Source organism: Streptomyces sp. NPDC059009, assembly GCF_042740175.1.
GTDB lineage: Bacteria > Actinomycetota > Actinomycetes > Streptomycetales > Streptomycetaceae > Streptomyces.
On sequence record NZ_JBHYJB010000023.1, the window covers coordinates 100785 to 123633 of the forward strand.

The window sequence follows — 22849 nt, forward strand, 5'->3', positions numbered from 1 at the left end:
GGTGGGGGGCGGTCGGCACCGGGGCCGTCCGTCCCGCCCCCACGCCCGAGGGGGATGTGCCCTCCGGTAAAGGGGAGGGCGTTGGGCGGCGACTCCGAGATCCACACCCCGGGCGCATCCTCGCGCGCGGGGCCCGACCACAGGTCATTCCTTTCAAGGCTGGTGGTGGCCAGCCCGCACATAAAAGAGACCTAAGGCGCGCACAGCGGGCCAAAGGTCCTTGGTAGTGCATCAGGCGTTGGGTCACCATACGCCACGTCAACACGGCATATGGAAGGACTTGAGAGATGGATCACAGGCCCTGCTGGAACCAACGGCCCTGATTCGAAGGTGTTTCTCAGGATCGCATCCCACGGGCGCAGGTGACACCTCCCGCCTCCACAACCCCGCAGATCACGCCACACCCTTGTTCCGTCGCGGACTACCATCACCCCATGACCCGTGTACTGCTCGCCGAGGACGACGCGTCCATCTCGGAGCCGCTGGCCCGCGCCCTGCGCAGGGAGGGTTACGAGGTCGAAGTGCGCGAGGACGGCCCGACCGCCCTCGACGCGGGCCTCCAGGGGAGTATCGATCTCGTCGTACTCGACCTGGGGCTGCCCGGCATGGACGGCCTGGAGGTGGCCCGGCGGATGCGCGCCGAGGGCCACACGGTGCCGATCCTGATCCTGACCGCGCGCGCCGACGAGGTGGACACCGTCGTCGGGCTCGACGCCGGCGCCGACGACTACGTGACCAAGCCGTTCCGCCTCGCCGAACTCCTCGCCCGCGTCCGGGCCCTGCTGCGCCGCGGCGCCGCCGAGCCCAAGGAGGCGCCCGCGACGCACGGCGTGCGGATCGACGTGGAGTCGCACCGGGCGTGGATGGGCGACGAGGAACTCCAGCTCACCGCCAAGGAGTTCGACCTGCTCCGGGTCCTGGTGCGGGACGCGGGCCGGGTCGTCACCCGCGACCAGCTGATGCGCGAGGTCTGGGACACCACGTGGTGGTCGTCGACCAAGACCCTCGACATGCACATCTCCTGGCTCCGCAAGAAGCTCGGCGACGACGCGGCGAATCCCCGGTACATCGCGACGGTGCGGGGCGTGGGGTTCCGGTTCGAGAAGAGTTGAGGCCCTGAGGGGGCGCCCGTCCGGGACACTGGGTGAATGCGCCGCCGCCTCATCAACTCCACCCTCGCCGTCGTCCTCGTGGTGATCGCCGTCTTCGGGGTGTCACTCGTGATCGTCGAGACCCGGACGATCAGCAACAGTGCCCAGGAGCGCGTGGACTCCGAGGTCGTCCGCCTGGTCAGCATCGTGGACTCCCGGCTGATCAGTGACGAGCGGATCAACGCGGACGTCCTGCAGGACCAGGTCGCCGGCGACCGGTACGCCCGCATCGAGATCCCGGGCCGCCGCACGATCGAGATCGGCACCCGCCCCACCGGCGACGTGATCAGCGGGACCCGCTACGGCGACAAGGGCGAGAAGGTCACCGTCGAGGAGCCGCGCACCGCGGTGACCCGCGAGGTCGGCCGCACCCTGCTGATCATCGGCGCCGTGGCGCTGCTCGCCGTCATCGCCGCCGTCCTGCTCGCGGTGCGCCAGGCCAACCGGCTCGCCTCCCCGCTCACCGACCTCGCGGAGACCGCGGAGCGCCTCGGCTCCGGCGACCCGAGGCCCCGCCACAAGCGGTACGGGGTCCCGGAGCTGGACCGCGTCGCGGACGTCCTGGACGCCTCGGCCGAGCGCATCGCGCGCATGCTCACCGCCGAGCGGCGCCTGGCCGCCGACGCCTCGCACCAGCTGCGCACCCCTCTCACGGCGCTCTCGATGCGCCTGGAGGAGATCACCATGACCGAGGACCTGGCGGAGGTGAAGGAGGAGGCGACGATCGCCCTCGCCCAGGTCGAGCGGCTCACGGACGTGGTGGAGCGGCTGCTCACCAATTCCCGCGACCCGCGTACCGGCTCGGCCGTCGCCTTCGACCTGGACGAGGTGATCAAGCAGCAGCTGGAGGAGTGGCGCCCGGCCTACCGCAGCGCGGGCCGCGCCATCGTCAGCTCCGGCAAGCGCCACCTCCGGGCCGTGGGCACGCCTGGAGCGGTCGCCCAGGTCCTGGCCGCGCTGATCGAGAACTCCCTGATGCACGGCGGCGGCACCGTCGCCCTGCGCACCCGCGTCACCGGCAACCAGGCGGTCGTGGAGGTCACGGACGGCGGCCCGGGCGTGCCCCCGGAGCTCGGCTCGCGGATCTTCGAGCGCACCATCAGCGGCCGGAACTCGACGGGCATCGGCCTCGCGGTCGCCCGCGACCTGGCGGAGGCGGACGGCGGCCGCCTGGAGATGCTGCAGACGAAGCCGCCGGTCTTCGCCCTCTTCCTGTCGCGGACGCCGCTGCAGCGGCCGGTGGCGGGGGCGGGCGAGAAGACGGTCAGGTAGTACCTGGCGTACGGGTCAGCGGGCGCGCTGCCCGGCGGTCCGCTCCTCGGCGGCGGCGCTGTCCGCGCTCTCTTCGAGGAACGATTCCGCATGGGCGACGGCCTCGCGCGCGGGCAGCGTCTTGAACACCCAGGACCGGTAGGACCAGAAGCGGAACAGCGTCGCGATGCCCATGCCGACGAACTTGAAGACGTTCGACTGGATCCGGCTGTCCCAGCCGAACCAGTAGGTCGCCGCGTACAGCACGCCGTTCTCGATCACCAGGCCGACGGCGCTGAACAGCAGGAAGAGCGTGAGCTCCTTGGTGCGGCCGCTCTTGTCGCGGTCCCGGTACGTGAAGTAGCGGAAGCCCACGTAGTTGAAGACGATCGCGACGACCGTGGCGATCACGCTGGCCCGCACCACGTGCAGGTCCGTGAGGTGCCGCACGAGGTTGAAGACCGCGAAGTTCACGAGCGTGCCGAGCGCGCCCACAGCGCCGAACTTGGCCACTTCGCGTCCGAGCCGGTCCAGTCGCACGCGCAGTGCGCCATGTTCCGTCATGGTGGTCGCCCCAGCCCCCGTCGCATCGGTCGTCTTGGTCACGCGTTCGTCACGCGTTGGTCATCGCGTCAACCCAGCCATGCTAACCAGCGCCTCCCGACAGCGCGCGGGGACGCCTGTCTCTGTGGCACCGCTGTGACAGGTGACGCATCCGGGGCCCCGCAGGTTGAGTGGATTCCACCGCGTTCCCGCCGTGTTCCCGCCGCGTCCTCGCCCCGTTCCCGGCGGTTCTCGGCCGTCCTCGGATGGCCGATACCCTGTGGGTGTGACGTTCCCGGTAGTCGGCATGGTCGGCGGCGGTCAGCTCGCCCGCATGACCCACGAGGCGGGCATCCCCCTCGGCCTCAGATTCAAGCTCCTCAGTGACACCCCGCAGGATTCCGCGGCGCAGGTCGTCGGCGACGTCGTCATCGGCGACTATCGCGACCTCGACACGCTGCGTGACTTCGCGCGGGGCTGCGACGTGATCACCTTCGATCACGAACATGTACCCACCGAGCACCTACGGGCCCTGGAAGCGGACGGCGTCGTCGTCCGGCCGGGGCCCGACGCCTTGGTACACGCCCACGACAAGGGGGTGATGCGCGCGAAGCTCTCCGCGATCGGCGCCCCCTGCCCCCGCCACCGCATCGTGGCCGACCCGGCGGATGTGGCGGCGTTCGCGGCGGAAGGGGAGGGCTTCCCGGTCATCCTCAAGACCGTCGTCGGCGGCTACGACGGCAAGGGCGTGTGGTTCGTGCGCTCCGCGGCGGACGCGGCGGACGCCTTCAAGGCAGGGGTCGCGGTCCTCGCGGAGGAGAAGGTCGACTTCGCCCGCGAGCTCGCCGCCGACGTCGTGCGCTCCCCGCACGGCCAGGCCGTGGCGTACCCCGTGGTCGAGTCCGTCCAGGTCGACGGGGTGTGCGACACGGTGATCGCTCCCGCGCCCGGCCTCGACGCCGAACTCGCGGGCCAGGCGCAGGAGTTGGCGCTCCGCATCGCCGACGAGCTGGGCGTGGTGGGCCACTTGGCCGTCGAGCTCTTCGAGACGACCGATGGCCGCATCCTCGTCAACGAGCTGGCGATGCGCCCGCACAACTCCGGCCACTGGACCCAGGACGGCGCGATCACCTCGCAGTTCGCCAACCACGTCCGCGCGGTCCTCGACCTGCCCCTGGGCGACCCGCGCCCGAGGTCGAAGTGGACCGTGATGTGCAACGTCCTCGGCGGCGACTACCCCGACATGTACGCCGCGTATCTGCACTGCATGGCCCGGGACCCGCAGCTCAAGATCCACATGTACGGAAAGGACGTGAAGCCCGGTCGCAAGGTCGGCCACGTCAACACCTACGGCGACGACCTCGACGACGTGCTGGAGCGCGCCCGTCACGCAGCCGGCTACCTCAGAGGAACGATCACAGAGTGACTGCCCCTGCTACTGCCCCTGTCATCGGCATCGTCATGGGCTCCGACTCGGACTGGCCCGTCATGGAGGCCGCCGCCAAGGTCCTCGACGAGTTCGAGGTCCCGTACGAGGTCGATGTCGTCTCCGCGCACCGCATGCCGCACGAGATGATCGCGTACGGCGAGCACGCGGCCGACCGCGGCCTGAAGGCGATCATCGCGGGCGCCGGGGGAGCGGCCCACCTCCCGGGCATGCTCGCCTCCGTCACCCCGCTGCCGGTGATCGGCGTGCCCGTCCCCCTCAAGTACCTGGACGGCATGGACTCGCTCCTGTCCATCGTGCAGATGCCCGCGGGCGTCCCGGTGGCGACGGTCTCGGTGGGCGGCGCCCGCAACGCGGGCCTGCTCGCGGCCCGGATGCTCGCCGCGCACGAGCCCGAACTGCTCGGCCGCATGCGGGAGTTCCAGCAGGAGCTGAACGACCAGGCGACCGAGAAGGGCAAGCGACTTCGTGCCAAGGTCGACGGGGCGGGTTCCGGCTTCGGCTTCGGCTCGGGAAAGTGATCGCATGACGACTTCCGGGAAAGTGATCGCATGACGGACCCGCTGAGCACGCTCGACGAAGCCCGCGCCCTGCTCGCCGACTTCCCCGTGGTGGACGGCCACAACGACCTCCCCTGGGCGCTGCGCGAGAAGGCCGGATACGACATCGACCGCCTCGACATCGCGGCGGACCAGACGGGCAGCCTGCACACCGACATCGCCCGTCTGCGCGCGGGCGGCGTCGGCGCGCAGTTCTGGTCGGTCTACGTCCGCACGGACATGACGGGCGACGAGGCGGTGAGCGCCACCCTCGAACAGATCGACTGCGTCCGGCAGTTGCTGACCCGCTACCCGGCGGACCTGGCCCGCGCCCTGACCGCCGCGGACATGGAGAAGGCCCGCTCCGAGGGCCGCATCGCGTCGCTGATGGGCGCCGAGGGCGGCCACTCCATCAACAACTCCCTCGCGACGCTGCGGGCGCTGCACACCCTGGGCGTCCGCTATATGACCCTCACCCACAACGACAACATCGCGTGGGCGGACTCGGCGACGGACGAGCCGGGCGTGGGCGGCCTGTCCCCGTTCGGCCACGAGGTCGTCCGGGAGATGAACCGCACCGGCATGCTGGTGGACCTCTCGCACGTGGCGGCGACGACGATGCGGGCGGCCCTGGACACCTCCGCGGCGCCGGTGATCTTCTCCCACTCGTCCTCGCGCGCGGTGTGCGACCACCCGCGCAACATCCCGGACGACGTCCTGGAGCGGCTGCCCGGCAACGGCGGCGTGGCGATGGCCACCTTCGTGCCGAAGTTCGTGCTCCAGGCGGCCGTCGACTGGACCCTCGCCGCCGACGAGAACATGCGCGCGCACGGCTTCCACCACCTGGACACGACCCCCGAGGCCATGAAGATCCACGCGGCCTTCGAGGAGTCGACGCCCCGCCCGGTCGCCACGGCCGCGACGGTCGCCGACCACCTGGACCACATGCGCGAGGTGGCGGGCATCGACCACATCGGCATCGGCGGCGACTACGACGGCACGGCGTTCACGCCCTCGGGCCTGGACGACGTGGCGGGCTACCCGAACCTGATCGCGGAGCTCCTGGACCGCGGCTGGTCGAAGCCGGACCTCGCCAAGCTGACGTGGCAGAACGCGGTGCGGGTGCTCGGCGCGGCGGAGGACGTGGCGCGCGACCTCCAGCCACAGCGGGGCCCGTCGATCGCGACGCTGGCGCAGCTGGACGGCTGAGGTTCCCGTACCTCTCTTCGGGGGGCACTTCGTCGCATTTTCCGAATGCGACGGTGTGCCCCTCTTTCGTTGCCCCGATATGCCGTGCGTAATGGGCGAGTTGTCGTGATCTGTCCCTCACCCGCAAGGAGCCCCGTGGGCATCACCACGTTCAAGCGCGCGGCCGTCACCGGCCTGTCCCTGCTCGCCCTGACCCTCCCGGCCGCCGTCGCCCAGGCCGCGACCACCGCCCCCGCCGCGTCCTGCGAGCGGTACCAGGCGACGGTGGACCGCCATCAGGAGGCCCTGGACAAGATGGAGAAGCGCATCGAGCTGCTGCGCGACGACTACCAGGACGCCGACAACGAAGCCGAGTACGCCTACGTCAACTACTACGAGTGGCGCGACGCCGCGCTGCTCGACGAGCTGAGCGACGACGAGAAGGCGGACGCCCAGAAGCGCTCCGAGGAGTTCCGCGCCCAGTACAAGGAGGCGGAGGCGCGGTCGATGGAGATCCGCAAGGAGCTCGACGCGGCCGAGAACGACCCGGAGCTGAAGAAGACGGCCTCGCTCCTGAAGCGCGCCAAGACGCGCCTCGCGACCTGCCAGGCGAACAACGGCTGACACCCGCGTTCATACGCCGATGGGGCGCCGCTCACCACGAGCGGCGCCCCATCCACGTATCAGAGGGTTACGGCTACGGCAGGTTGCGCGCCATCACGATCCGCTGCACCTGGTTCGTGCCCTCGTAGATCTGCGTGATCTTCGCGTCGCGCATCATCCGCTCGACCGGGTAGTCACGGGTGTAGCCGTAGCCGCCGAGCAGCTGGACGGCGTCCGTGGTGACCTCCATGGCGACGTCCGAGGCGAAGCACTTGGCGGCGGCGCCCTGGAAGGTGAGGTCCTTGTCGCCGCGCTCCGACTTGGCGGCGGCCGCGTACGTGAGCTGGCGGGCGGCCTCGATCTTCATCGCCATGTCGGCGAGCATGAACTGGATGCCCTGGAAGTCGGCGATGGCCTTGCCGAACTGCTTGCGCTCCTGGACGTAGCCCTTGGCGTAGTCGAGGGCGCCCTGCGCGACACCGAGCGCCTGCGCTGCGATGGTGATGCGGGTGTGGTCGAGGGTCTGCATCGCGGTCGCGAAGCCGGTGCCCTCCTCGCCGATCATGCGGTCGGCGGGAATCCGGACGTTGTCCAGATACACCTCACGGGTCGGCGAGCCCTTGATGCCGAGCTTCTTCTCCGGCGCCCCGAAGGAGACGCCCTCGTCCGACTTCTCCACCACGAAGGCGGAGATGCCCTTGGACCGCTTCTCCGGGTCGGTGACGGCCATGACGGTGTAGTACTCGCTCACGCCGGCATTCGTGATCCACCGCTTCACGCCGTTGAGGATCCAGTGGTCCCCGTCGCGTACGGCCTTCGTCTTCATGCCGGCCGCGTCCGAGCCCGCGTCCGGCTCGCTCAGGCAGTACGAGAACATCGCGTCGCCCTTGGCCAGCGGGCCCAGGTACTTCTTCTTCAGCTCCTCGGAGCCGGAGAGGATGACGGGCAGCGAGCCGAGCTTGTTCACGGCGGGGATCAGCGACGAGGACACGCACGCCCGCGCGACCTCCTCGATCACGATGACCGTGGCGAGCGCGTCGGCGCCGGCGCCGCCGTACGACTCCGGGACGTGCACGGCGTGCAGGTCGGAGGCGACGAGGGCGTCGAGGGCCTCCTGCGGGAAGCGGGCCTCCTCGTCGACCGCGGCGGCGAACGGGGCGATCTTCGCCTCCGCCAGCGAGCGGATCGTGTCCCGGAGCATGTCGTGCTCCTCGGACGGGCGGTACAGGTCGAAATCAGCCGATCCGGCCAAGGTCTCTCACGCTCCAAGGACGCTAATTACCGTTAAGTAACCCAAATTTTAGTGGCGCGGCCCACGCGAGGGATACGTGAGCTTGCTGACAGCGGGAAATCCGTCCGGTGAGGGGCCCGGCGGTGCCCGACTATGCTCGCTCGGGCACCAACCGCACCACCGCACCTGACGACGTATGGAGCACCCATGGCCCCGAAGATCACCGTGATCGGCACCGGCTACCTCGGCGCCACCCATGCCGCGGCCATGGCCGAGCTCGGCTTCGAGGTCCTCGGCCTCGACGTGGTGCCCGAGAAGATCGAGATGCTGCAGCGCGGCGAGGTGCCGATGTACGAGCCGGGGCTGGAGGAGCTCCTGCGCAAGCACGTCGCCGGGATCGAGGGCGCCAGCGGCCGGCTCCGCTTCACGATGGACTGGGCGGAGGTCGGGGCGTTCGGCGACGTCCACTTCGTCTGTGTGAACACCCCGCAGAAGCACGGCGAGTACGCCTGCGACATGAGCTACGTCGACGCCGCCTTCGCCTCGCTCGCGCCGCACCTGGCGGCGGACGCCCTGGTCGTGGGCAAGTCCACGGTCCCGGTCGGCTCGGCGGAGCGGCTCGCGGAGCTGCTGCCCGAGGGCGCGGAGCTCGCCTGGAACCCGGAGTTCCTGCGCGAGGGCCTCGCCGTCCAGGACACGCTGCACCCCGACCGGATCGTGGTGGGCGTCACCAGCGAGCGCGCCGAGAAGCTGCTCCGCGAGGTGTACGCGACGCCGATCGCCGAAGGCTCGCCCTTCATCTCCACGGACTTCCCGACCGCCGAGCTGGTGAAGACCTCCGCGAACTCCTTCCTCGCCACGAAGATCTCCTTCATCAACGCGATGGCCGAGGTCTGCGAGGCCGCGGGCGGCGACGTCGTGAAGCTCGCGGAGGCGCTCGGCCACGACGACCGCATCGGGAAGAAGTTCCTGCGCGCCGGGATCGGCTTCGGCGGCGGCTGCCTGCCCAAGGACATCCGCGCGTTCATGGCGCGGGCCGGCGAGCTGGGCGCCGACCAGGCCCTCACCTTCCTCCGCGAGATCGACTCCATCAACATGCGCCGCCGCGGCCAGATGGTCGAGATGGCCCGCGAGGCCCTCGGCGGCGGCTCCTTCCTCGGCAAGCGCGTCGCGGTCCTCGGCGCCACGTTCAAGCCGGACTCGGACGACGTGCGCGACTCGCCCGCCCTGAACGTCGCGGGCCAGATCCACCTCCAGGGCGGCCAGGTCACGGTCTACGACCCCAAGGGCATGGCCAACGCCCGCCGCCTCTTCCCGACCCTCGGCTACGCGGACTCGGCCCTGGACGCGGTCCGCGGCGCCGACGTGGTCCTGCACCTCACGGAGTGGCACGAATTCCGCGAGCTCGACCCGGCGGGCCTGGCGACGGTGGTGGGCCGCCCCCTCATCCTGGACGGCCGCAACGCGCTGGACCCGACGGTGTGGCGCGAGGCGGGCTGGACGTACCGGGCGATGGGCAGGCCGGCGGCGTAAGGCACCTCGCGAACCGGCAGGGTCACCCACACCCCGTCCGGCACCCCGCGAGCCGGCCGGGCAACCAACAGCCCGTCCGGCGTTTGAGGACGAGGCCGTCCAGGCCGACAGCGGGGGTCCGGGGGCGGCAGCCCCCGAAGCAGCGCGGGGTCCAAGGGGGCGCAGCCCCCTAGAGGGCCCACCCACCCACAAGGGCAAGCGAAACCAAGAGGCTCACTTACCCTTCCGCGCCCGATACGCCCGCATCTTCGCGCGCGCCCCGCACACCCCCATGTCGCACCACCGGCTCCGCCCCGCCGGACTGCGGTCGTAGTACGCCCAGTGGCAGTCCGCCGCCTCGCACGCCTTGAGCCGCTGCCAGGTGCCCGCGGCGACCCCCTCGGCGATGGCCGAGGCGACCCGGGCGGCCAGGGACGACGGCTCGGCGGCCGTCAGCGCGGCGGAGCCGTCCTCGGGGCTGACGGTCACCAACAGCGGCGCCCCCGCGAGGAGTTGGCTCAGCGGCGGAACCCCCGAGCGGTGCGGCCCGTGCCCCGCATGGGCCAGGCACGCCACCCGCAGCGCCTCCCGCAGCTCCCGCGCCGCCGCCACGTCCCGCGCGGCGACCCCGAACCGCTCGCGCCCCTCCGCCGCGTCGAGCGCGTCGGCGCCCGACTCCAGGTCCAGCGTGTTCACCAGGGCCTGGACCAGGCCGAGTCCGCCGGGCGCGGGCGCTCTGTCATTCATGGTTGCGACGTTACCCCTCGTGCGGGACCATGGGGTAACGGTTACCGGTTGAGCAGACTTCCCGGTAACTCTGTCAGCGCATCCTCGCCCCCACGACCCCACAACTCCACGACCTCTCGACCCCACGGACCTCGAAGGAGAGACATGGCTCTCGCGAAGCTCGGCGTCATCGTCCTGGACTGTCCCGACCCGCACGCCCTCGCGGACTTCTACGCCGCGGTCATCGGCGGCACCCCGAAGGGCGGGGACGAGGGCTGGGTCGACCTCGAAGGCCACGGCGGCACCGCCCTCGCCTTCCAGGAGGCCCCCGGCCACACGCCGCCCGCCTGGCCCGACGCCGCCCACTCGCAGCAGTTCCACCTGGACCTGACAGTGGAGAGGGAGGCCCTCGACGAGGTGGAGGCCAAGGTCCTCGCCCTCGGCGCCACCGCGCTCGACGCGGCCGACCGCACCCGTAGCTGGCGGGTCTACGCGGACCCGGCCGGACACCCGTTCTGCCTCTGCGCCTGCTGAGGCAAGGCTGAGGAAAGGAAGCGAAGAAGTGGCTCCCGTCGCACGTCTGCGGAACATCGTTCTCGACTGCCCCGACCCCCGCCGACTGGCCGAGTTCTACGCCGAGATCATCGGCGGCACCCTTCAGGAGGACGACGAGGACTGGGTCGACCTCGTGGCCCCCGGCCGCGTCAAGGTGTCCTTCCAGCGGGTGAGCGACCTGCGCCCGCCCGAGTGGCCGCGCTCCGACAGCAACGCCCAGCAGCTCCACCTGGACCTGGACGCGGGCCGCACCGACGAAGAGGTCGACGCCGCCCAGGAGAAGGTGCTCGCCCTCGGTGCCCGGCCCCTGGACCTCGACGACGACGGCGGCAAGAGGGACTTCCGGGTCTTCGCGGACCCGGCGGGCCACCCCTTCTGCCTCTGCAAGATCCCCTGACCGAAGCGACGGGCGTCATCGCTGATGCCCGGCGCTACCTCCGGTCCAGCCGGTCGATCGTCGCCGTCGACGCCTCCCTCCGCTCCCGCGCCGCCCGCCCCGTGAAGTCCGCGCCGCGCAGCGCCCGTTGGGTGTTGCCCCAGGTGAGCAGGGCGAGGTCCGCGGTGGGCCAACCGCGCTCGATGAGTTCGGCGACGAGACGGGGGAAGCGGGACGCGTCGGCGAGCTCGTCGGCGTGCGCGGCCCCCGTGTCGTAGACGCCGGAGAGCCCCACGGACTCCGGGCCCGCGACCCGGCGTACATGATCGAGGTGGTCCGCGACCTGTGCGAGCGACGTCCCCGTCTGCTCGGCCGCGAGCGGCACCAGGCACAGGCCCTTCGCGGCGCCGAGCGCGGCGAGCAGCTCGTCGGAGGCGTTGTCCGGGTGGTCCCGCAGCGCGCGGGCGCCCGAACGGGCCAGCAGCGAGGGCGCCTTGGAGACCGCGAGGACCCGGCGGGCCGTCGCGTCGGAGGCGCCGGAGAGATCGGCGAGCACGCCGAGCCGGTTCATCTCGCGCACCACTTCCTCGCCGAAGGCGCTGAGCCCGTCGGGCCCCGCCCAGGACGTGCCCGCGAGCGTGACGGAGCTCAGGCCGAGGGCGTGCAGCGCGCGCAGCGTGGCGAGCGAGTCGCCGAGCGCGGCGGCACCCGCGGGCCCGGTCAGGACGGCGATGCGGCCACAGGCCCGGGCGTCGGCGGTCTCGGACGCGTTGCGCGCGAGGCGCAGCCCCTCCGGGATCCCGGCGACGACGTGCTTGACCAGGTCGAGCTGCTCCAGGGTCGCGCTCACCGCCCGGTCCCCGGTCAGCTCGGCCGGCACGTGCACGGACCAGAACTGCGCCCCGACGCCGCCCGCGCGCAGCCGCGGCACATCGGTGTCCACGCCGTTGTCGCCCAGCTCCAGGTCGTAATAGGGCAGCTCGCGCAGCCGCCGCGGCAGCCCGCTGTATCCGTCGGCGACGGGGTGCGCGAGCAGCAGCGCGCGGGCGCGCTGCTGCGGCGAGGCACCCGGCTCGGGTTCGGGTCCGGGCTCGGATTCGAGCTCCGGCTCAGGCACGGGTTCGGGCTCCGGCCCGGCCGCGTCCGCGGCGTCGGGCTCGGGAACCGGATCGGGGCGGAGCGCGGGCTCCACCCCGGTGGCCCCGGTGGGCTGTTCGTCGGCGCCGGGCCGGTCGAGCTCCCCGGCCTCGGCGGTGCTGTTCAGTTCGTCCTGCAGGTCTGCCATGGCAGGCTCCGGGCGTCGGCGGTGGCGGCAGTTCGCACCACGGTGACACGTCCCTGCCGGGGCTTCGCGGCGGGCGGAGCGTTCGGGGGTACGGGCCGTCGTACGGGGCCCTTCACGGGCGTACGCGAGCGGTCATCCGTGACGGCCGTACGTGAGCGGTCATCCGTGACGGCGTACGTGAGTGGGGCCCCGCCGATCGCCCGGCGGGGCCCCACTCACGTAAGACGGTGACGGCTCACTTGCCGGAGACGGTCACCTTCTCGTCGTTGTTCAGTTCCTTCACGAGCGTCTTGACCTTGGCCTTGTCCCAGACGAGGTTGCCGCCGACGGAGCCGGAGATCGGCATGTTCATGGACGTGCCGTCACCGCCCGAGACGCCCTTCATGGCCCAGAACATCGAGGTCACGTCCCACAGGCTCATGTCCTTGTCGACGATCAGCGAGTCCAGGCCCGCGCCCATCGTCGGGTAGAGCTTGAAGGGGTTCAGGACGGTCCCCGGGGTCGCCACCTGGTGGGCGAGGGCCGAAAGGAACTTCTGCTGGTTCTTGGTGCGGTCCAGGTCGCTGCCGGGCAGGGCGTAGCGGGTGCGGACGAAGGCGAGGGCCTGCTCGCCGTTGAGGGTCTGCTTGCCCGCGTCGAAGTCGGCGCCCGACTTCGGGTCCTTCATGCCGCCCTTGGGGATGTCCATCTCGACGCCGCCGACCGCGTCCACGATCTTGGCGAAGCCGCCGAAGCCGATCTCCGCGTAGTGGTCGATGCGCAGGCCCGTGTTGGCCTCGACGGTGCGGACCAGCAGCTCGGGGCCGTCCTCGGCGTACGTGGCGTTGAGCTTGGTCTGGCGGCCCTGGGCGGGGTAGAGCTTGCCGGACTCGGCGCCCTTGAAGGAGGGCACCGTGACGTTCGAGTCGCGGGGCAGCGAGACCATCGTGTTCCCGCCGTCGTCCGCGACGTGCAGGATCATCATCGAGTCCGTGCGCTTGCCCTCGGCGGAGCCCGTGTGGAGCTTCTTCTTGTCCTCGGAGGTCATGCCCTCGCGGCTGTCGGAGCCCACGATCAGGTAGTTCGTGCCGGCCCCGCCCTCGGGCCGCTCGATGACCTTGGAGAGGTCGACCTCGCGCTTCAGCTTGGAGTCGGCCCAGAAGTATGTGGAGACGGAGACCACGACGAGCAGCACGACGAACGTGATGAGGCCCCACTTGATCCGCTTGCGCCAGTTCGGCGCGGGCTTCGCGGGCCGGGGCGCGGCGTAGCCGTCACCGGGACCGCCGGGACCACGCCCGCCGTGGTGGGGCGTGCCGTAGACCTGGCCGTTGCTGTAGCCGCTGTCGTAGCCGGGCTCCGCGGTGGCGCGGGGCTCGAAGACGTCGTCGCGGGCGTCGCCGTAGCGCTCGCCGCCGTGGCCGTCGTCGTACGTGGGCTGGGAGGGGACACCGCCCGGCGCCTGCTGCGGCGTCGCGGGCCGCTGCACGTGCCGCATCACGCGGGCGCCGTCGGGCTGCGCGCTGTTGCTGCCGCGCCCGTATCCGCGCCCACGTCGGTCGCCCTCGCCGTACGCCTCTGGCCAATCGCTCATGTGGCCCAGTGTGCAGTGCCGGGCCCCGCGCCTCACAAGACCGGTTGGGATTTCGGGCCACGGCTGTTGCAGAGCTGATGCAAAGCCGCCGGGCGGGGGCGGGACATTCGGCGGACTTAGGGTGGGGGCATGACAGACCTGGCCCCGGCCACGGAATCGGAGATTCCCGGCAAGCCGACCTCGGCATCCCGCACGACACTCAGCCACATCATGACCCACAACGACACCAACCTCCTCGGAACGGTGCACGGCGGAGTGATCATGAAATTGGTGGACGACGCGGCGGGCGCCGTCGCCGGACGCCACTCGGGCGGCCCGGCCGTCACCGCGTCCATGGACGAGATGGCGTTCCTGGAGCCCGTCAGGGTCGGTGACCTCGTCCATGTGAAGGCCCAGGTCAACTGGACCGGGCGGACTTCCATGGAGGTCGGCGTCCGCGTCCTCGCCGAGCGCTGGAACGAGTCGACACCCGCCCAGCAGGTCGGCTCCGCGTATCTGGTGTTCGCGGCGGTCGACGCGGACGGCAAGCCGCGCTCCGTACCCCCGGTGCTGCCGGAGACGGAGCGCGACCGGCGCCGCTACCAGGAGGCGCAGATCCGCCGCACGCACCGGCTCGCGCGCCGCCGCGCGATCAAGGAGCTCCGCATGAACCGGGCGGCCGAGGGCCTCGACGACTGAGGCCCCACCGCCGCCGCTCTACGGGCAGACCACCTGGTCCCCGGTGACGGCACCGAACTCGCCCTGGTAGGCGTCCTCGGCCCGTACCGGCCGCACCTTCTTGAAGTCGGTGCCCGCGATCACCTTCAGCGTCGCGCCCTGGCCCTTGACCTTCCGCATCTCGCACCCCGGCAGGGCGGTGGCGAGGGACTTCGCCGAGCGGTCCCAGCGCGGGTCGTACGCCACCACGGTGCGCCGCAGCGGCTTCTCCTTGGCGCCCGTCACGCTCCCCGGCGCCCGCGTCGTCCGGAAGCCCGTGGTGCGCAGGGCCCGGTCGACGCGCTTGCCGAGGCCGGGGGTGCCCGCGCCGTTGTCGACCTGCACCCGGATCTGCTGCGGCGACACCGGCACGAGCGCGGCCTTGCGCTTGGCGCGGTGCACGGCGAGCGGACGGTCCTCGCGCAGCGCCTCGAAGAGCTTCTCGGACCGCTCCGGGGCCCACTTCAGGGTCGAGCCGATGCCCGGCAGCGTCTCGCCCTTGCGCGCGAGCGGCACCGTTGTGAACTCCGACGACGAGGGCGAGAAGCCCCGCATCGCCCGGCCGAGCGCGATGATCTCGCTGGAGCCGAAGCCCTTGTCCGCGCGGACCGAGCTGAGCAGCGTGCGCGCCACATCACGGAACTTGACCGGATTCAACAGCACCCCGCCGCTGGTCGCCTTGGCGATGAGCGCCGCGAGGAACCGCTGCTGGCGCTGCATGCGCCCGATGTCGGAGGCCCCGTCGACATACCGCGAGCGGACGTACTGGAGGGCCTCGCCGCCGTTCAGCTCGTGGGTGCCCACCGACAGGTCCAGCCCGGTGTGCGAGTCCTTCAGGGGCCGCGCGGTGCAGACCTCCACGCCGCCGAGCTCGTCCACCGTCTTCATGAAGCTGGTGAAGTCGACCTCCAGATAGTGGTCGATCTTGACCTTGGTCATGTGCTCGACGGTGCGCACGGTGAGGCTGGGGCCGCCCTCCGCGTACGCCGCGTTGATCTTGTTCGGGTGCTCGTGGTGCTTCTCGCCCGTGGTCTGGTCGGTGTGCGGCGGCAGGTCCGCGTACGAGTCCCGGGGCAGGCTCACGACGCTGGCGCGGTCCCGGTCCTCGGAGATGTGCACGATCATCAGGGTGTCCGTGCAGTGGCAGGGGGCACCGCCCAGGCGGTACTTCGCCTTCTCCTCGGCGCTGATCTTGTCGCGGCCGTCGGTGCCGACGAGCAGCACGTTCATGCCGTTGCCGTCCTCGTCCTTGGGCCGGTTCTTCATGTCCTTGAAGGCGTCGACCCGCTTGATCCCGGTGTCGAGGCTGGTCACGACCCCGTGCCCGATGCCCGCGGCCGCGAGCACCGCCACGGAGAAGGTGGTCGCCACCCGCATGGCCCAGCGGGGCCGCTTCCCCCGCCGGCCGGTGCGCTTGGGCGTGCGGTTCGCGGGACGGGGCCGTCGCGGCGGGTGGGCGGGGGAGCGGGGCGGTGCGGGCACGTTCGGGGACACCTCCGCGAGGAGCGGGCCTGGGGAACGCGAGAACCGTAGGCCCATACGAAATGCGGCCCGGGGTAGCGACCCGGGCGGCGCGCGCCCGTGTCCCCCGTTCGCGGTAACGTGACCGGCGATGAACGCCAAGTCTGAGGTGCAGCCTCCCGCCGTCTCTGTGATCATGCCCGTCCTCAACGAGGAGCGGCACCTGCGCGAGGCCGTGCACGCGATCCTGCAGCAGGAGTACGCGGGCGAGATGGAGGTCGTGGTCGCGCTCGGCCCCTCCACCGACCGCACCGACGAGATCGCCGCCCAGCTGGTGGCGGAGGACCCGCGGGTGCACACGGTCCCCAACCCCACCGGGCGTACGCCCGCGGCGCTGAACGCCGCCATCAAGGCGTCGCGTCACCCGATCGTGGTGCGTGTGGACGGCCACGCCGCGCTCTCGCCGGGCTACATCACCACCGCGGTCCGCCTCCTGGAGGAGACCGGCGCGATGAACGTCGGCGGCATCATGCACGCCCAGGGCACCAACGCCTGGGAGCAGGCCGTCGCCGCCGCCATGACCTCGAAGGTCGGCGTGGGCAACGCCGCCTTCCACACCGGGGGCGAGGCCCAGCAGGCCGAGACCGTGTACCTGGGCGTCTTCCGGCGCGAGGCCCTGGAGCAGCAGGGCGGCTACAACGAGGAGTTCATCCGCGCCCAGGACTGGGAGCTGAACTTCCGCATCCGCGAGGCCGGCGGCCTCATCTGGTTCTCGCCCGAGCTGAAGGTCTCCTACCGGCCGCGGCCGAGCGTGAAGGCCCTCGCCAAGCAGTACAAGGACTACGGCCGCTGGCGGCACGTCGTCGCCCGCTACCACGAGGGCTCCATCAACCTCCGCTACCTCGCCCCGCCGACCGCCGTGTGCGCGATCGCCGCCGGTGTCGTGGTGGGCGCGGCCCTCACACCCTGGGGCTTCGTGATCCCGGGCGGCTACCTCGCGGCCATCGCCGCCGGGTCGGTGCCCGCGGGCAAGGGGCTGCCCCTGAAGGCCCGCCTCCAGATCCCCGTGGCACTCGCGACGATGCACATGTCGTGGGGCTGGGGCTTCCTCACCAGCCCGCGCTCGCTCGCGAAGAAGGTCATCGCCTCGCGCCGCCCGGCCGTCCTCAGCGAAGCCTGAGTCCGGCCGGGCGGGCCCGGCACCACGAGACGGCCCGGACTACCAGGTGTAGTTCGGGTCGACGTGCATGCACTGCTTCTTGTCCGAGCCGTTCATCGCCTCCGCCGACGACGGGGTCTTGTCGTCCTTCTTGGGCGCCTTGGGCGGGGTGTCGCCCTCCCGCCAGTCGGCGCCCACGGTCAGCGTGACCCCGGAGACGTCCGTCGACTGCTTCACCGAACTCAGCGGCAGACCAAGGGACTTGGCGACCCGCTGGGCATCACCCTCCAGCTCCTTGCTGGGGTAGCTGATGACGGTCTTCTCCTGCGCCTCGGGCTCGGTCGGGTCCGACGTCGAGCGGGTGAAGCCCTTGCCGACGAGGAGCTGGGCCACCTCGCCCGCGCGGCCGGTGGCCGGGGCCTCGGCGTCCGTACGGGTCCCGTTCTGGACCTGCACCGCGATCTGGGCGTCCGGGGCCGCCGGGTCGTCCGAGAGCTTCTCCTCGGCGGACTTCTTCGGCTTCTTCTTGTCCTTGCCGTCGAGCGCGATGTCGTCGCGGACCAGGCGGAAGAGCTGCTCCGCGTCGCCGGGCTTCGGCTCGACGCGGTCGTGGTCCGAGACGGCGTACTGCCAGGGCATGGTCGTCATGGTGGTGCGCTTCGGCGGCACCTTCTTCAGCTCGTTGCCGAGGTCGTAGAGCTTCTTGATGCTGTCCAGGCCGTCGTCGACCTTGAGGGCGTCGATGGCCGTCTCGGCGAGGTTACGGAGCTTGTTCGGGCTGGACAGGCCGGTGTTCTCGCGCAGCTTGCGCACCAGCGCGTTCATGTACATGTGCTGGGCCTTGGCGCGGGAGATGTCGGTGCCGCCGTCGAAGCCGTAGCGGGTGCGCAGCCACTGCAGGGCCTGCTTGCCCTTGATGTCGTGGGTGCCCTTCGTCAGCTTCAGGCCGGAACCCTTGCCCTTGCTGGTGTGGGAGTAGATGTTGGCGTCGACGCAGACGGGGACGCCGCCGACGGCGTCGGCCATGTCCACCACGCCGGAGAAGTCGACCATGAGGAAGTGGTCGATGCGGATGTCGGTGAGCTTCTCCCACGTCGCCACCGTGCAGCCCGGACCGCCGCGTTCGAGGGTCTCGTTCGTCATGGTGAGGCTCTTCGCCGGGTAGACCTTGCCGTCGTCCCGGTCGGTGCACTTCGGGATGTCCAGGAGCGTGTCGCGCGGCATGCTGATCACCGACATGTTGCTGCGGTCCGCCGAGAGGTGAAGCAGCATCTGGACGTCGGCCAGGGGTGGTGCGCCGACGGATTCCTTGGAGCCGCCGAGCTTCAGGTTCTCCTTGGTGTTACGGGAGTCCGAGCCGATCAGCAGGATGTTGAGCGGAGTCTGACCCGCGGCGTTGGGCGTGGCCTCGGGGGCCCGGTGGTCGCCGAGGTTCAGGTCGTCCGTCTGGATCTTGCCGTTCAGGTACTGGTAGTAGAGATATCCGGCGCCGGCCGTGCCAAGTATCAGTACGGCGACGACCGTTGCCGTCCAGCGCAGCACGCGGCGTTTTCGGCGCGGTGGCCGCGCGCCCCCGCCCCCTTTGCCGCTGCCCCCGCCGCCGCGCCGGTGCCGATGGCGCCCGGCGGCCTGCGGCGGCTCCCCGCCGTTCGGAGCGGCGCCGTCAGGAGCGGCGCCGTCCGACGGAGATCCGGCCGGGGAAGGTCCAGCGGGGGCATCGTCCCCGCTCCCGCCCCCGTACAGGCCGTCGTCCCAGCCGTGTTCGCCCGCGCCGCGGGCCGTGCCGTCGTGCGACCCGCCCGGCGGCGAGTCCTCCCCACGCACACTGCCTTGCCTCATCCCCTGCCCCTCCCCGCCCCCACGGTGTCAACTGCGGTTGTTGTGCACCTTGTTAGATGCACAACAACCGCCTTAGGTCACTTGGCGCACACTGACTTGTCCGCCTCGACCTTCTGGATCCCCTCCGGCGCCTTCGACTTGGCGGAGCTGATGGGCACCCCCGCGCCCTTGAAGTCACCGCCCAGCGTCAGCTTCATCGCGGGAAGTCCCTGTGCGGACTTCTCGCTCTTGCCCGGCTTCATCGCGGAGCCGGGCAGCCCCATGATGTCGGCGAGCCGCCGTGCCTGGTCGGCCTGGTCCGGAGCGTATTCGAGCGTCGTCTTCGCCAGGTCCTTGGGCGCGTTGCCCAACTGGCTGGACTTCATGACGCCTTCATTGTTCTGCAGCCAGGTGAGAGTCGCCTGAGCGGCGCCCGTCTTGCCGCTGCCGTTGTAGATGTTGACGCGGACATCGCCGGCGGCGGACTTGGAGCCCTTCAGCCGGGCGGCGATCGCGGCCTTCTCCTGCTTCTGCTTCTTCTTCACGTCGGTCAGCGAGACGTCGTCGCGCATCATCCCGAACAGCTGGTCGGCCTTGGCCTCGTTGAGCACGACCGTGGTGTGCACCTTCTCGGCCGGGTTGTCGATGACCGGCGTGGTGGCGAAGCTCAGGTTCTTCATGTCGAACTTGCCGAGCTCCATGCCGAGGTCGCGGAGCTTCTTTATGTCCGCGATCTTGGAGTCGACGGTGAGCGCCTTCGTGCCCGACTCCGCCAGCTTTATCATCTTCGTCGGGCTGGTCAGCGTGTCGTTCGACTTCAGCTTGCGCATCAGCGAGCTGAGGAACTGCTGCTGCAGCTCGATGCGGCTCAAGTCGCCGCCGGTGCCCACGGAGTGGCGCGTCCGCACGAAGGCGAGCGCCTCCTCGCCCTCCACCTCGTGCTTGCCCGCGGGCAGGTTGAGGTGCGAGTCCGGGTCGTTGATGTCCTTGGCGAGACAGATCGGCACGCCGCCGACCGCGCTGGACATCGTCTTGACCGCGTTGAAGTCGGCCACCATGAAGTGGTCGAGCTTTATCCCGGTGATCTCGGTGACCGTGCGCATCGTGCAGCTCGGCGTGCGGTCGCTCTGCCCGAGGCTCTCGTTGAAGCGGGTCTTCGGGGAGCCCTTGATGACCTTCGTGCTGCCGTCTTCCTGCTTCGTCGGGCAGTCCGGGATGTCGACGATCATGTCGCGCGGGATGCTCAGCGCGGTCGCGTTCGAGCGGTCCTTGGAGACGTGCAGCAGGATCGTCGTGTCCGCGTGGCCGACGCTGCCCGCGTCGCCGTAGCCCTCGTTGCCCTTGCCGCTGCGCTTGTCCGTGCCGACCAGCAGGATGTTGATGGCCCGGTCCTTGCTGAAGCCGCCGGTGCCCGCGCCGTCGTCGTCGACCGCGGTGATGTTGTCGTTGAGGTGCTGGTAGTAGAGGTAGGCGCCGCCGACGGCCGCGACGAGGATGAAGGCGACCGAGCCGCCCGTCCACGCGAGCACCTTCTTCGCCTTCGACTTCTTCGGCCGCTGCTTGCGCCGCCCGCCGGCCATCTCCGGCTGCGGGGCCCGCCGCCTGCGCTGCCCCGGAACCTCACGCCGGCCGTCGCGCGGCTCGCGCGGACCGCCGCCGCCGTACTCCCGGCTGCCGCCCTCGGGCCCCGGGCCACGGCCGCGGCTGCGGCCGCCGCCCTGGCGAGGAGAGGATCTACGGGGTCCGGGGACTCCCGACTGCCCTGCGGAGGGGCTCAGTCGCAGTTCGTAGTCACCGGTGTTCGGGTTGAGCACCCATTGGTCTGCGGGGTCGATGTTGTCCGCCCGCCCACGGCCTTGCGCGTCCACGGTTGTTTGCGTCCTCCGTCGGGGCCACGCGGCGCCTTTCCCCCCTCAAAGAAGGCGCTCGGTCTGGTACATCAAGGGCGCGCGGCCACGTCGGCCGGGCGCACCGGATCGCTCACACTATCCGCCCAGTTCAGCGCCGAACGACGCCGGTGACAAATTCCACTCCCCTACAACTGGGCAATCCGCCCTATTTCTTTGGCGAACGGTGCCGAGCGTTGGGGATCGCTTTACCCACAGGCCATTACTCGCAGCCCGACCCGGCGGCCGTATTGCCCCGGAATGTGGGCGCGGGGCTCGGCGTGTGCGAGGGGTCGTCGGGCTTCTCGTCGCTCCAGGATCCGTCGTCGTACCCCTCGTCCTCATACGACTCTTCGTACGACTCCTCGTGGCTTTCCCCGGAGTCCTCCTCGGACGTCTCGCGCCCGGAGTCCGCCTGGTCGGAGCGCCCGGTTCCGTCTTCGGGGGCGGCCGGGGCGACCTCGACCGGGGAATCGGTGCGCAGGCGGGTGAAGAGCTGTTCGGCCTCGGGTTCGATGAGTTCATCGCGATTGGCGTCGTAGGTGTACGACTGCCGGGGGACGGTGAGGAACTGCACCTGTTCTGTGGGGATATTGCGCATGCCGCGCACCAGTTCGTACAGCCCGCGAAGGCTGGCGAGCCCCGGGTCGGTGGTCAGCGAGGAAGTCGCCGCGTCGAGGACCGGATAGAGCTTGGCGGGATTGAGCAGGACGTCATTGCTGCGCACCTTGTTGACGAGGGCGCCGAGGAACTCCTGCTGGCGGTCCATGCGGTCGGTGTCACTGCCGTTCCCGATGCTTTTCCGGGCGCGTACGTAACCGAGTGCCTGTTCACCATTGAGGGTCTGCCGGCCCGCGGCGATCCTCACCTGGGCGTCCGGGTCGTCGACGGGGTTCTTCAGACAGACCTGCACCCCGTCCACCGCGTCCACCATGTCCTTGAATCCCGCGAAGTCCACGACCATGTGGTGGTCGACGCGGATCCGGGTGAGCTTCTCCACCGTGCGGATCGTGCAGGCGGTGCCGCCGAACTCGAACGCCCAGTTGAACTGCGCGAATTGGGCCTTGGTCCGGGACCCGTCGGGCCGCCGGCAGCCGGGGATGTCCACCATCAGGTCGCGCGGGACGGAGACCGCGGTCGCGCTCTGCCGGTCGGCCGCGAGGTGCAGCAGGATCGTGGTGTCCGACCGCTGGGTGCCCTCGTCCTGCCCGTACTTCCGATTCCCCTGCCCCGCCCGGGTGTCGGAGCCGATCAGCAGAATGTTCTGTGCGTCGTGCACCAGCGGGGTGGGGCGCTCCTTCTCGTACCGCGCCAACTCGGCGGCCGCGTCCATGTCCTTGGTGATGTTGCCGTTGAGCTTCTCGTACACCGCCCAGCCGGTGCCCCCGGCCGCGAGGACGAGCACCGAGAGCCCCACCGCCCCCCACCGCAGCCACCGCCGCTTGCGCCGCCGGGCCACCCCGACGCCGGAGGGACTGGCCCCGACGCCGGGCCCCAGGGTCGGCCCGGCGCCCTCCGGCCCGGGTACGCCCTCCGGCTCAGGTGTCTCGGTCACGCGTGCGTCCACCCCTCATCGCGACGTCGGTGCATGGTGCGCTCTTACGACCATGGACCGAGGCGGCGCGGGGGGCCTGCGGGCCGGGGCGGAAGGTGGGCCGAACGGGCGACGGTGCCCTACAGGGGCGCGGGGCTGTGACATGTGCGGCTCAGCCGCGTGGGCGCGCCCAGCGGCCCCTAAGGGGCGCGGGGAACTGCGCGCCCAGCCACAACAGACCCGCAGCCGAAGAACCGGCCCGACAAGGGGCGCGGGGAACTGCGCGACCAGCCCACGGCAGACCCGCAGCCGAAG

Annotated in this window: 20 protein-coding genes; 11 read left to right on the forward strand and 9 right to left on the reverse strand. The window is 70.8% G+C overall.

Annotation, left to right across the window (positions count from 1 at the left end; translation table 11 throughout):
* Positions 1 to 434: 434 nt before the first annotated feature.
* Both ACFWYM_RS23170 and ACFWYM_RS23175 read left to right on the forward strand, forming a co-directional pair.
* Positions 435 to 1112 carry a response regulator transcription factor gene (locus tag ACFWYM_RS23170; RefSeq protein WP_384840253.1) on the forward strand — a complete coding sequence of 226 codons (678 nt, stop codon included), beginning with the start codon at positions 435 to 437 and terminating at the stop codon, positions 1110 to 1112.
* Between the two features lie 36 nt (positions 1113 to 1148).
* Positions 1149 to 2423: an ATP-binding protein gene (locus tag ACFWYM_RS23175; protein WP_384840256.1), complete on the forward strand. Its 1275-nt coding sequence runs from the start codon at positions 1149 to 1151 to the stop codon at positions 2421 to 2423.
* A 15-nt stretch (positions 2424 to 2438) separates the two neighbouring features.
* Here the strand turns inward: ACFWYM_RS23175 and ACFWYM_RS23180 are convergent, their stop codons facing one another.
* The gene (locus ACFWYM_RS23180) at positions 2439 to 2966 is read right to left on the reverse strand and encodes a GtrA family protein (protein ID WP_384840259.1); all 528 of its coding nucleotides are present in this window, start codon (positions 2964 to 2966) and stop codon (positions 2439 to 2441) included.
* 286 nt (positions 2967 to 3252) lie between these two features.
* Between ACFWYM_RS23180 and ACFWYM_RS23185 the strand changes: the two genes are divergently transcribed.
* From ACFWYM_RS23185 to ACFWYM_RS23200, 4 genes are all read left to right on the forward strand, one after another.
* Positions 3253 to 4371, forward strand: a complete 1119-nt coding sequence (locus ACFWYM_RS23185) for a 5-(carboxyamino)imidazole ribonucleotide synthase (RefSeq protein ID WP_384840381.1) — start codon at positions 3253 to 3255, stop codon at positions 4369 to 4371.
* Positions 4372 to 4406: 35 nt separating this feature from the next.
* The gene (gene purE, locus ACFWYM_RS23190; RefSeq protein WP_384840384.1) at positions 4407 to 4913 is read left to right on the forward strand and encodes a 5-(carboxyamino)imidazole ribonucleotide mutase; all 507 of its coding nucleotides are present in this window, start codon (positions 4407 to 4409) and stop codon (positions 4911 to 4913) included.
* Between the two features lie 30 nt (positions 4914 to 4943).
* Positions 4944 to 6140, forward strand: a complete 1197-nt coding sequence (locus ACFWYM_RS23195) for a dipeptidase (RefSeq protein ID WP_384840262.1) — start codon at positions 4944 to 4946, stop codon at positions 6138 to 6140.
* Positions 6141 to 6275: 135 nt separating this feature from the next.
* A complete protein-coding gene (locus ACFWYM_RS23200) occupies positions 6276 to 6743 on the forward strand; it encodes a hypothetical protein (protein ID WP_384840264.1) in 468 nt (155 codons plus the stop codon).
* 73 nt (positions 6744 to 6816) lie between these two features.
* On the opposite strand, the gene ACFWYM_RS23205 is transcribed toward ACFWYM_RS23200, so the two are convergent.
* A complete protein-coding gene (locus tag ACFWYM_RS23205) occupies positions 6817 to 7974 on the reverse strand; it encodes an acyl-CoA dehydrogenase (protein WP_384840267.1) in 1158 nt (385 codons plus the stop codon).
* A 186-nt stretch (positions 7975 to 8160) separates the two neighbouring features.
* Here ACFWYM_RS23205 and ACFWYM_RS23210 point away from each other — a divergent pair, with 186 nt between their 5' ends.
* Positions 8161 to 9486 carry a UDP-glucose dehydrogenase family protein gene (locus tag ACFWYM_RS23210; protein WP_384840270.1) on the forward strand — a complete coding sequence of 442 codons (1326 nt, stop codon included), beginning with the start codon at positions 8161 to 8163 and terminating at the stop codon, positions 9484 to 9486.
* A gap of 213 nt (positions 9487 to 9699) precedes the next feature.
* On the opposite strand, the gene ACFWYM_RS23215 is transcribed toward ACFWYM_RS23210, so the two are convergent.
* Positions 9700 to 10212, reverse strand: a complete 513-nt coding sequence (locus ACFWYM_RS23215) for a CGNR zinc finger domain-containing protein (protein ID WP_384840273.1) — start codon at positions 10210 to 10212, stop codon at positions 9700 to 9702.
* A 144-nt stretch (positions 10213 to 10356) separates the two neighbouring features.
* Between ACFWYM_RS23215 and ACFWYM_RS23220 the strand changes: the two genes are divergently transcribed.
* Positions 10357 to 10725: a VOC family protein gene (locus ACFWYM_RS23220; protein WP_384840276.1), complete on the forward strand. Its 369-nt coding sequence runs from the start codon at positions 10357 to 10359 to the stop codon at positions 10723 to 10725.
* A gap of 28 nt (positions 10726 to 10753) precedes the next feature.
* Positions 10754 to 11143: a VOC family protein gene (locus tag ACFWYM_RS23225; RefSeq protein ID WP_384840278.1), complete on the forward strand. Its 390-nt coding sequence runs from the start codon at positions 10754 to 10756 to the stop codon at positions 11141 to 11143.
* Positions 11144 to 11177: 34 nt separating this feature from the next.
* Here the strand turns inward: ACFWYM_RS23225 and ACFWYM_RS23230 are convergent, their stop codons facing one another.
* Entirely contained in the window at positions 11178 to 12407 is a 1230-nt protein-coding gene (locus ACFWYM_RS23230) for a dipeptidase (RefSeq protein WP_384840281.1), read from the reverse strand.
* A 235-nt stretch (positions 12408 to 12642) separates the two neighbouring features.
* Entirely contained in the window at positions 12643 to 13980 is a 1338-nt protein-coding gene (locus ACFWYM_RS23235) for an LCP family protein (protein WP_384840284.1), read from the reverse strand.
* A 129-nt stretch (positions 13981 to 14109) separates the two neighbouring features.
* On the opposite strand from ACFWYM_RS23235, the gene ACFWYM_RS23240 reads away from it, so the two are divergent.
* The gene (locus ACFWYM_RS23240) at positions 14110 to 14658 is read left to right on the forward strand and encodes an acyl-CoA thioesterase (RefSeq protein ID WP_384840287.1); all 549 of its coding nucleotides are present in this window, start codon (positions 14110 to 14112) and stop codon (positions 14656 to 14658) included.
* 18 nt (positions 14659 to 14676) lie between these two features.
* Here the strand turns inward: ACFWYM_RS23240 and ACFWYM_RS23245 are convergent, their stop codons facing one another.
* Positions 14677 to 16215 carry an LCP family protein gene (locus ACFWYM_RS23245; protein WP_384840291.1) on the reverse strand — a complete coding sequence of 513 codons (1539 nt, stop codon included), beginning with the start codon at positions 16213 to 16215 and terminating at the stop codon, positions 14677 to 14679.
* 73 nt (positions 16216 to 16288) lie between these two features.
* On the opposite strand from ACFWYM_RS23245, the gene ACFWYM_RS23250 reads away from it, so the two are divergent.
* Complete coding sequence (locus ACFWYM_RS23250) at positions 16289 to 17317, forward strand: glycosyltransferase family 2 protein (RefSeq protein WP_384840294.1); 1029 nt, start codon at positions 16289 to 16291, stop codon at positions 17315 to 17317.
* Between the two features lie 39 nt (positions 17318 to 17356).
* Here ACFWYM_RS23250 and ACFWYM_RS23255 read toward each other — a convergent pair whose 3' ends face one another.
* The 3 genes from ACFWYM_RS23255 to ACFWYM_RS23265 all read right to left on the reverse strand — a co-directional run bounded on the left by ACFWYM_RS23255 (position 17357) and on the right by ACFWYM_RS23265 (position 22555).
* Positions 17357 to 19135 (reverse strand): LCP family protein, encoded by a 1779-nt coding sequence (locus ACFWYM_RS23255; RefSeq protein WP_384840297.1) that lies wholly within the window; start codon positions 19133 to 19135, stop codon positions 17357 to 17359.
* A 77-nt stretch (positions 19136 to 19212) separates the two neighbouring features.
* A complete protein-coding gene (locus tag ACFWYM_RS23260) occupies positions 19213 to 20982 on the reverse strand; it encodes an LCP family protein (protein WP_384840300.1) in 1770 nt (589 codons plus the stop codon).
* A gap of 241 nt (positions 20983 to 21223) precedes the next feature.
* A complete protein-coding gene (locus tag ACFWYM_RS23265) occupies positions 21224 to 22555 on the reverse strand; it encodes an LCP family protein (protein ID WP_384840303.1) in 1332 nt (443 codons plus the stop codon).
* Between the last annotated feature and the right edge of the window lie 294 nt (positions 22556 to 22849).

What these genes read in the sequence shown, in the direction of transcription:
- ACFWYM_RS23195 (WP_384840262.1), top strand. Translation starts at nt 4,944, where the DNA reads ATGACGGACCCGCTGAGCACGCTCGACGAAGCCCGCGCCCTGCTCGCC.
- ACFWYM_RS23255 (WP_384840297.1), bottom strand. Translation starts at nt 19,135, where the DNA reads ATGAGGCAAGGCAGTGTGCGTGGGGAGGACTCGCCGCCGGGCGGGTCG.
- ACFWYM_RS23185 (WP_384840381.1), top strand. Translation starts at nt 3,253, where the DNA reads ATGGTCGGCGGCGGTCAGCTCGCCCGCATGACCCACGAGGCGGGCATC.
- ACFWYM_RS23235 (WP_384840284.1), bottom strand. Translation starts at nt 13,980, where the DNA reads ATGAGCGATTGGCCAGAGGCGTACGGCGAGGGCGACCGACGTGGGCGC.
- ACFWYM_RS23215 (WP_384840273.1), bottom strand. Translation starts at nt 10,212, where the DNA reads ATGAATGACAGAGCGCCCGCGCCCGGCGGACTCGGCCTGGTCCAGGCC.
- ACFWYM_RS23220 (WP_384840276.1), top strand. Translation starts at nt 10,357, where the DNA reads ATGGCTCTCGCGAAGCTCGGCGTCATCGTCCTGGACTGTCCCGACCCG.
- ACFWYM_RS23175 (WP_384840256.1), top strand. Translation starts at nt 1,149, where the DNA reads ATGCGCCGCCGCCTCATCAACTCCACCCTCGCCGTCGTCCTCGTGGTG.
- ACFWYM_RS23240 (WP_384840287.1), top strand. Translation starts at nt 14,110, where the DNA reads ATGACAGACCTGGCCCCGGCCACGGAATCGGAGATTCCCGGCAAGCCG.
- ACFWYM_RS23245 (WP_384840291.1), bottom strand. Translation starts at nt 16,215, where the DNA reads ATGGGCCTACGGTTCTCGCGTTCCCCAGGCCCGCTCCTCGCGGAGGTG.
- ACFWYM_RS23180 (WP_384840259.1), bottom strand. Translation starts at nt 2,966, where the DNA reads ATGACGGAACATGGCGCACTGCGCGTGCGACTGGACCGGCTCGGACGC.
- ACFWYM_RS23250 (WP_384840294.1), top strand. Translation starts at nt 16,289, where the DNA reads ATGAACGCCAAGTCTGAGGTGCAGCCTCCCGCCGTCTCTGTGATCATG.
- purE (WP_384840384.1), top strand. Translation starts at nt 4,407, where the DNA reads ATGGGCTCCGACTCGGACTGGCCCGTCATGGAGGCCGCCGCCAAGGTC.
- ACFWYM_RS23230 (WP_384840281.1), bottom strand. Translation starts at nt 12,407, where the DNA reads ATGGCAGACCTGCAGGACGAACTGAACAGCACCGCCGAGGCCGGGGAG.
- ACFWYM_RS23210 (WP_384840270.1), top strand. Translation starts at nt 8,161, where the DNA reads ATGGCCCCGAAGATCACCGTGATCGGCACCGGCTACCTCGGCGCCACC.
- ACFWYM_RS23170 (WP_384840253.1), top strand. Translation starts at nt 435, where the DNA reads ATGACCCGTGTACTGCTCGCCGAGGACGACGCGTCCATCTCGGAGCCG.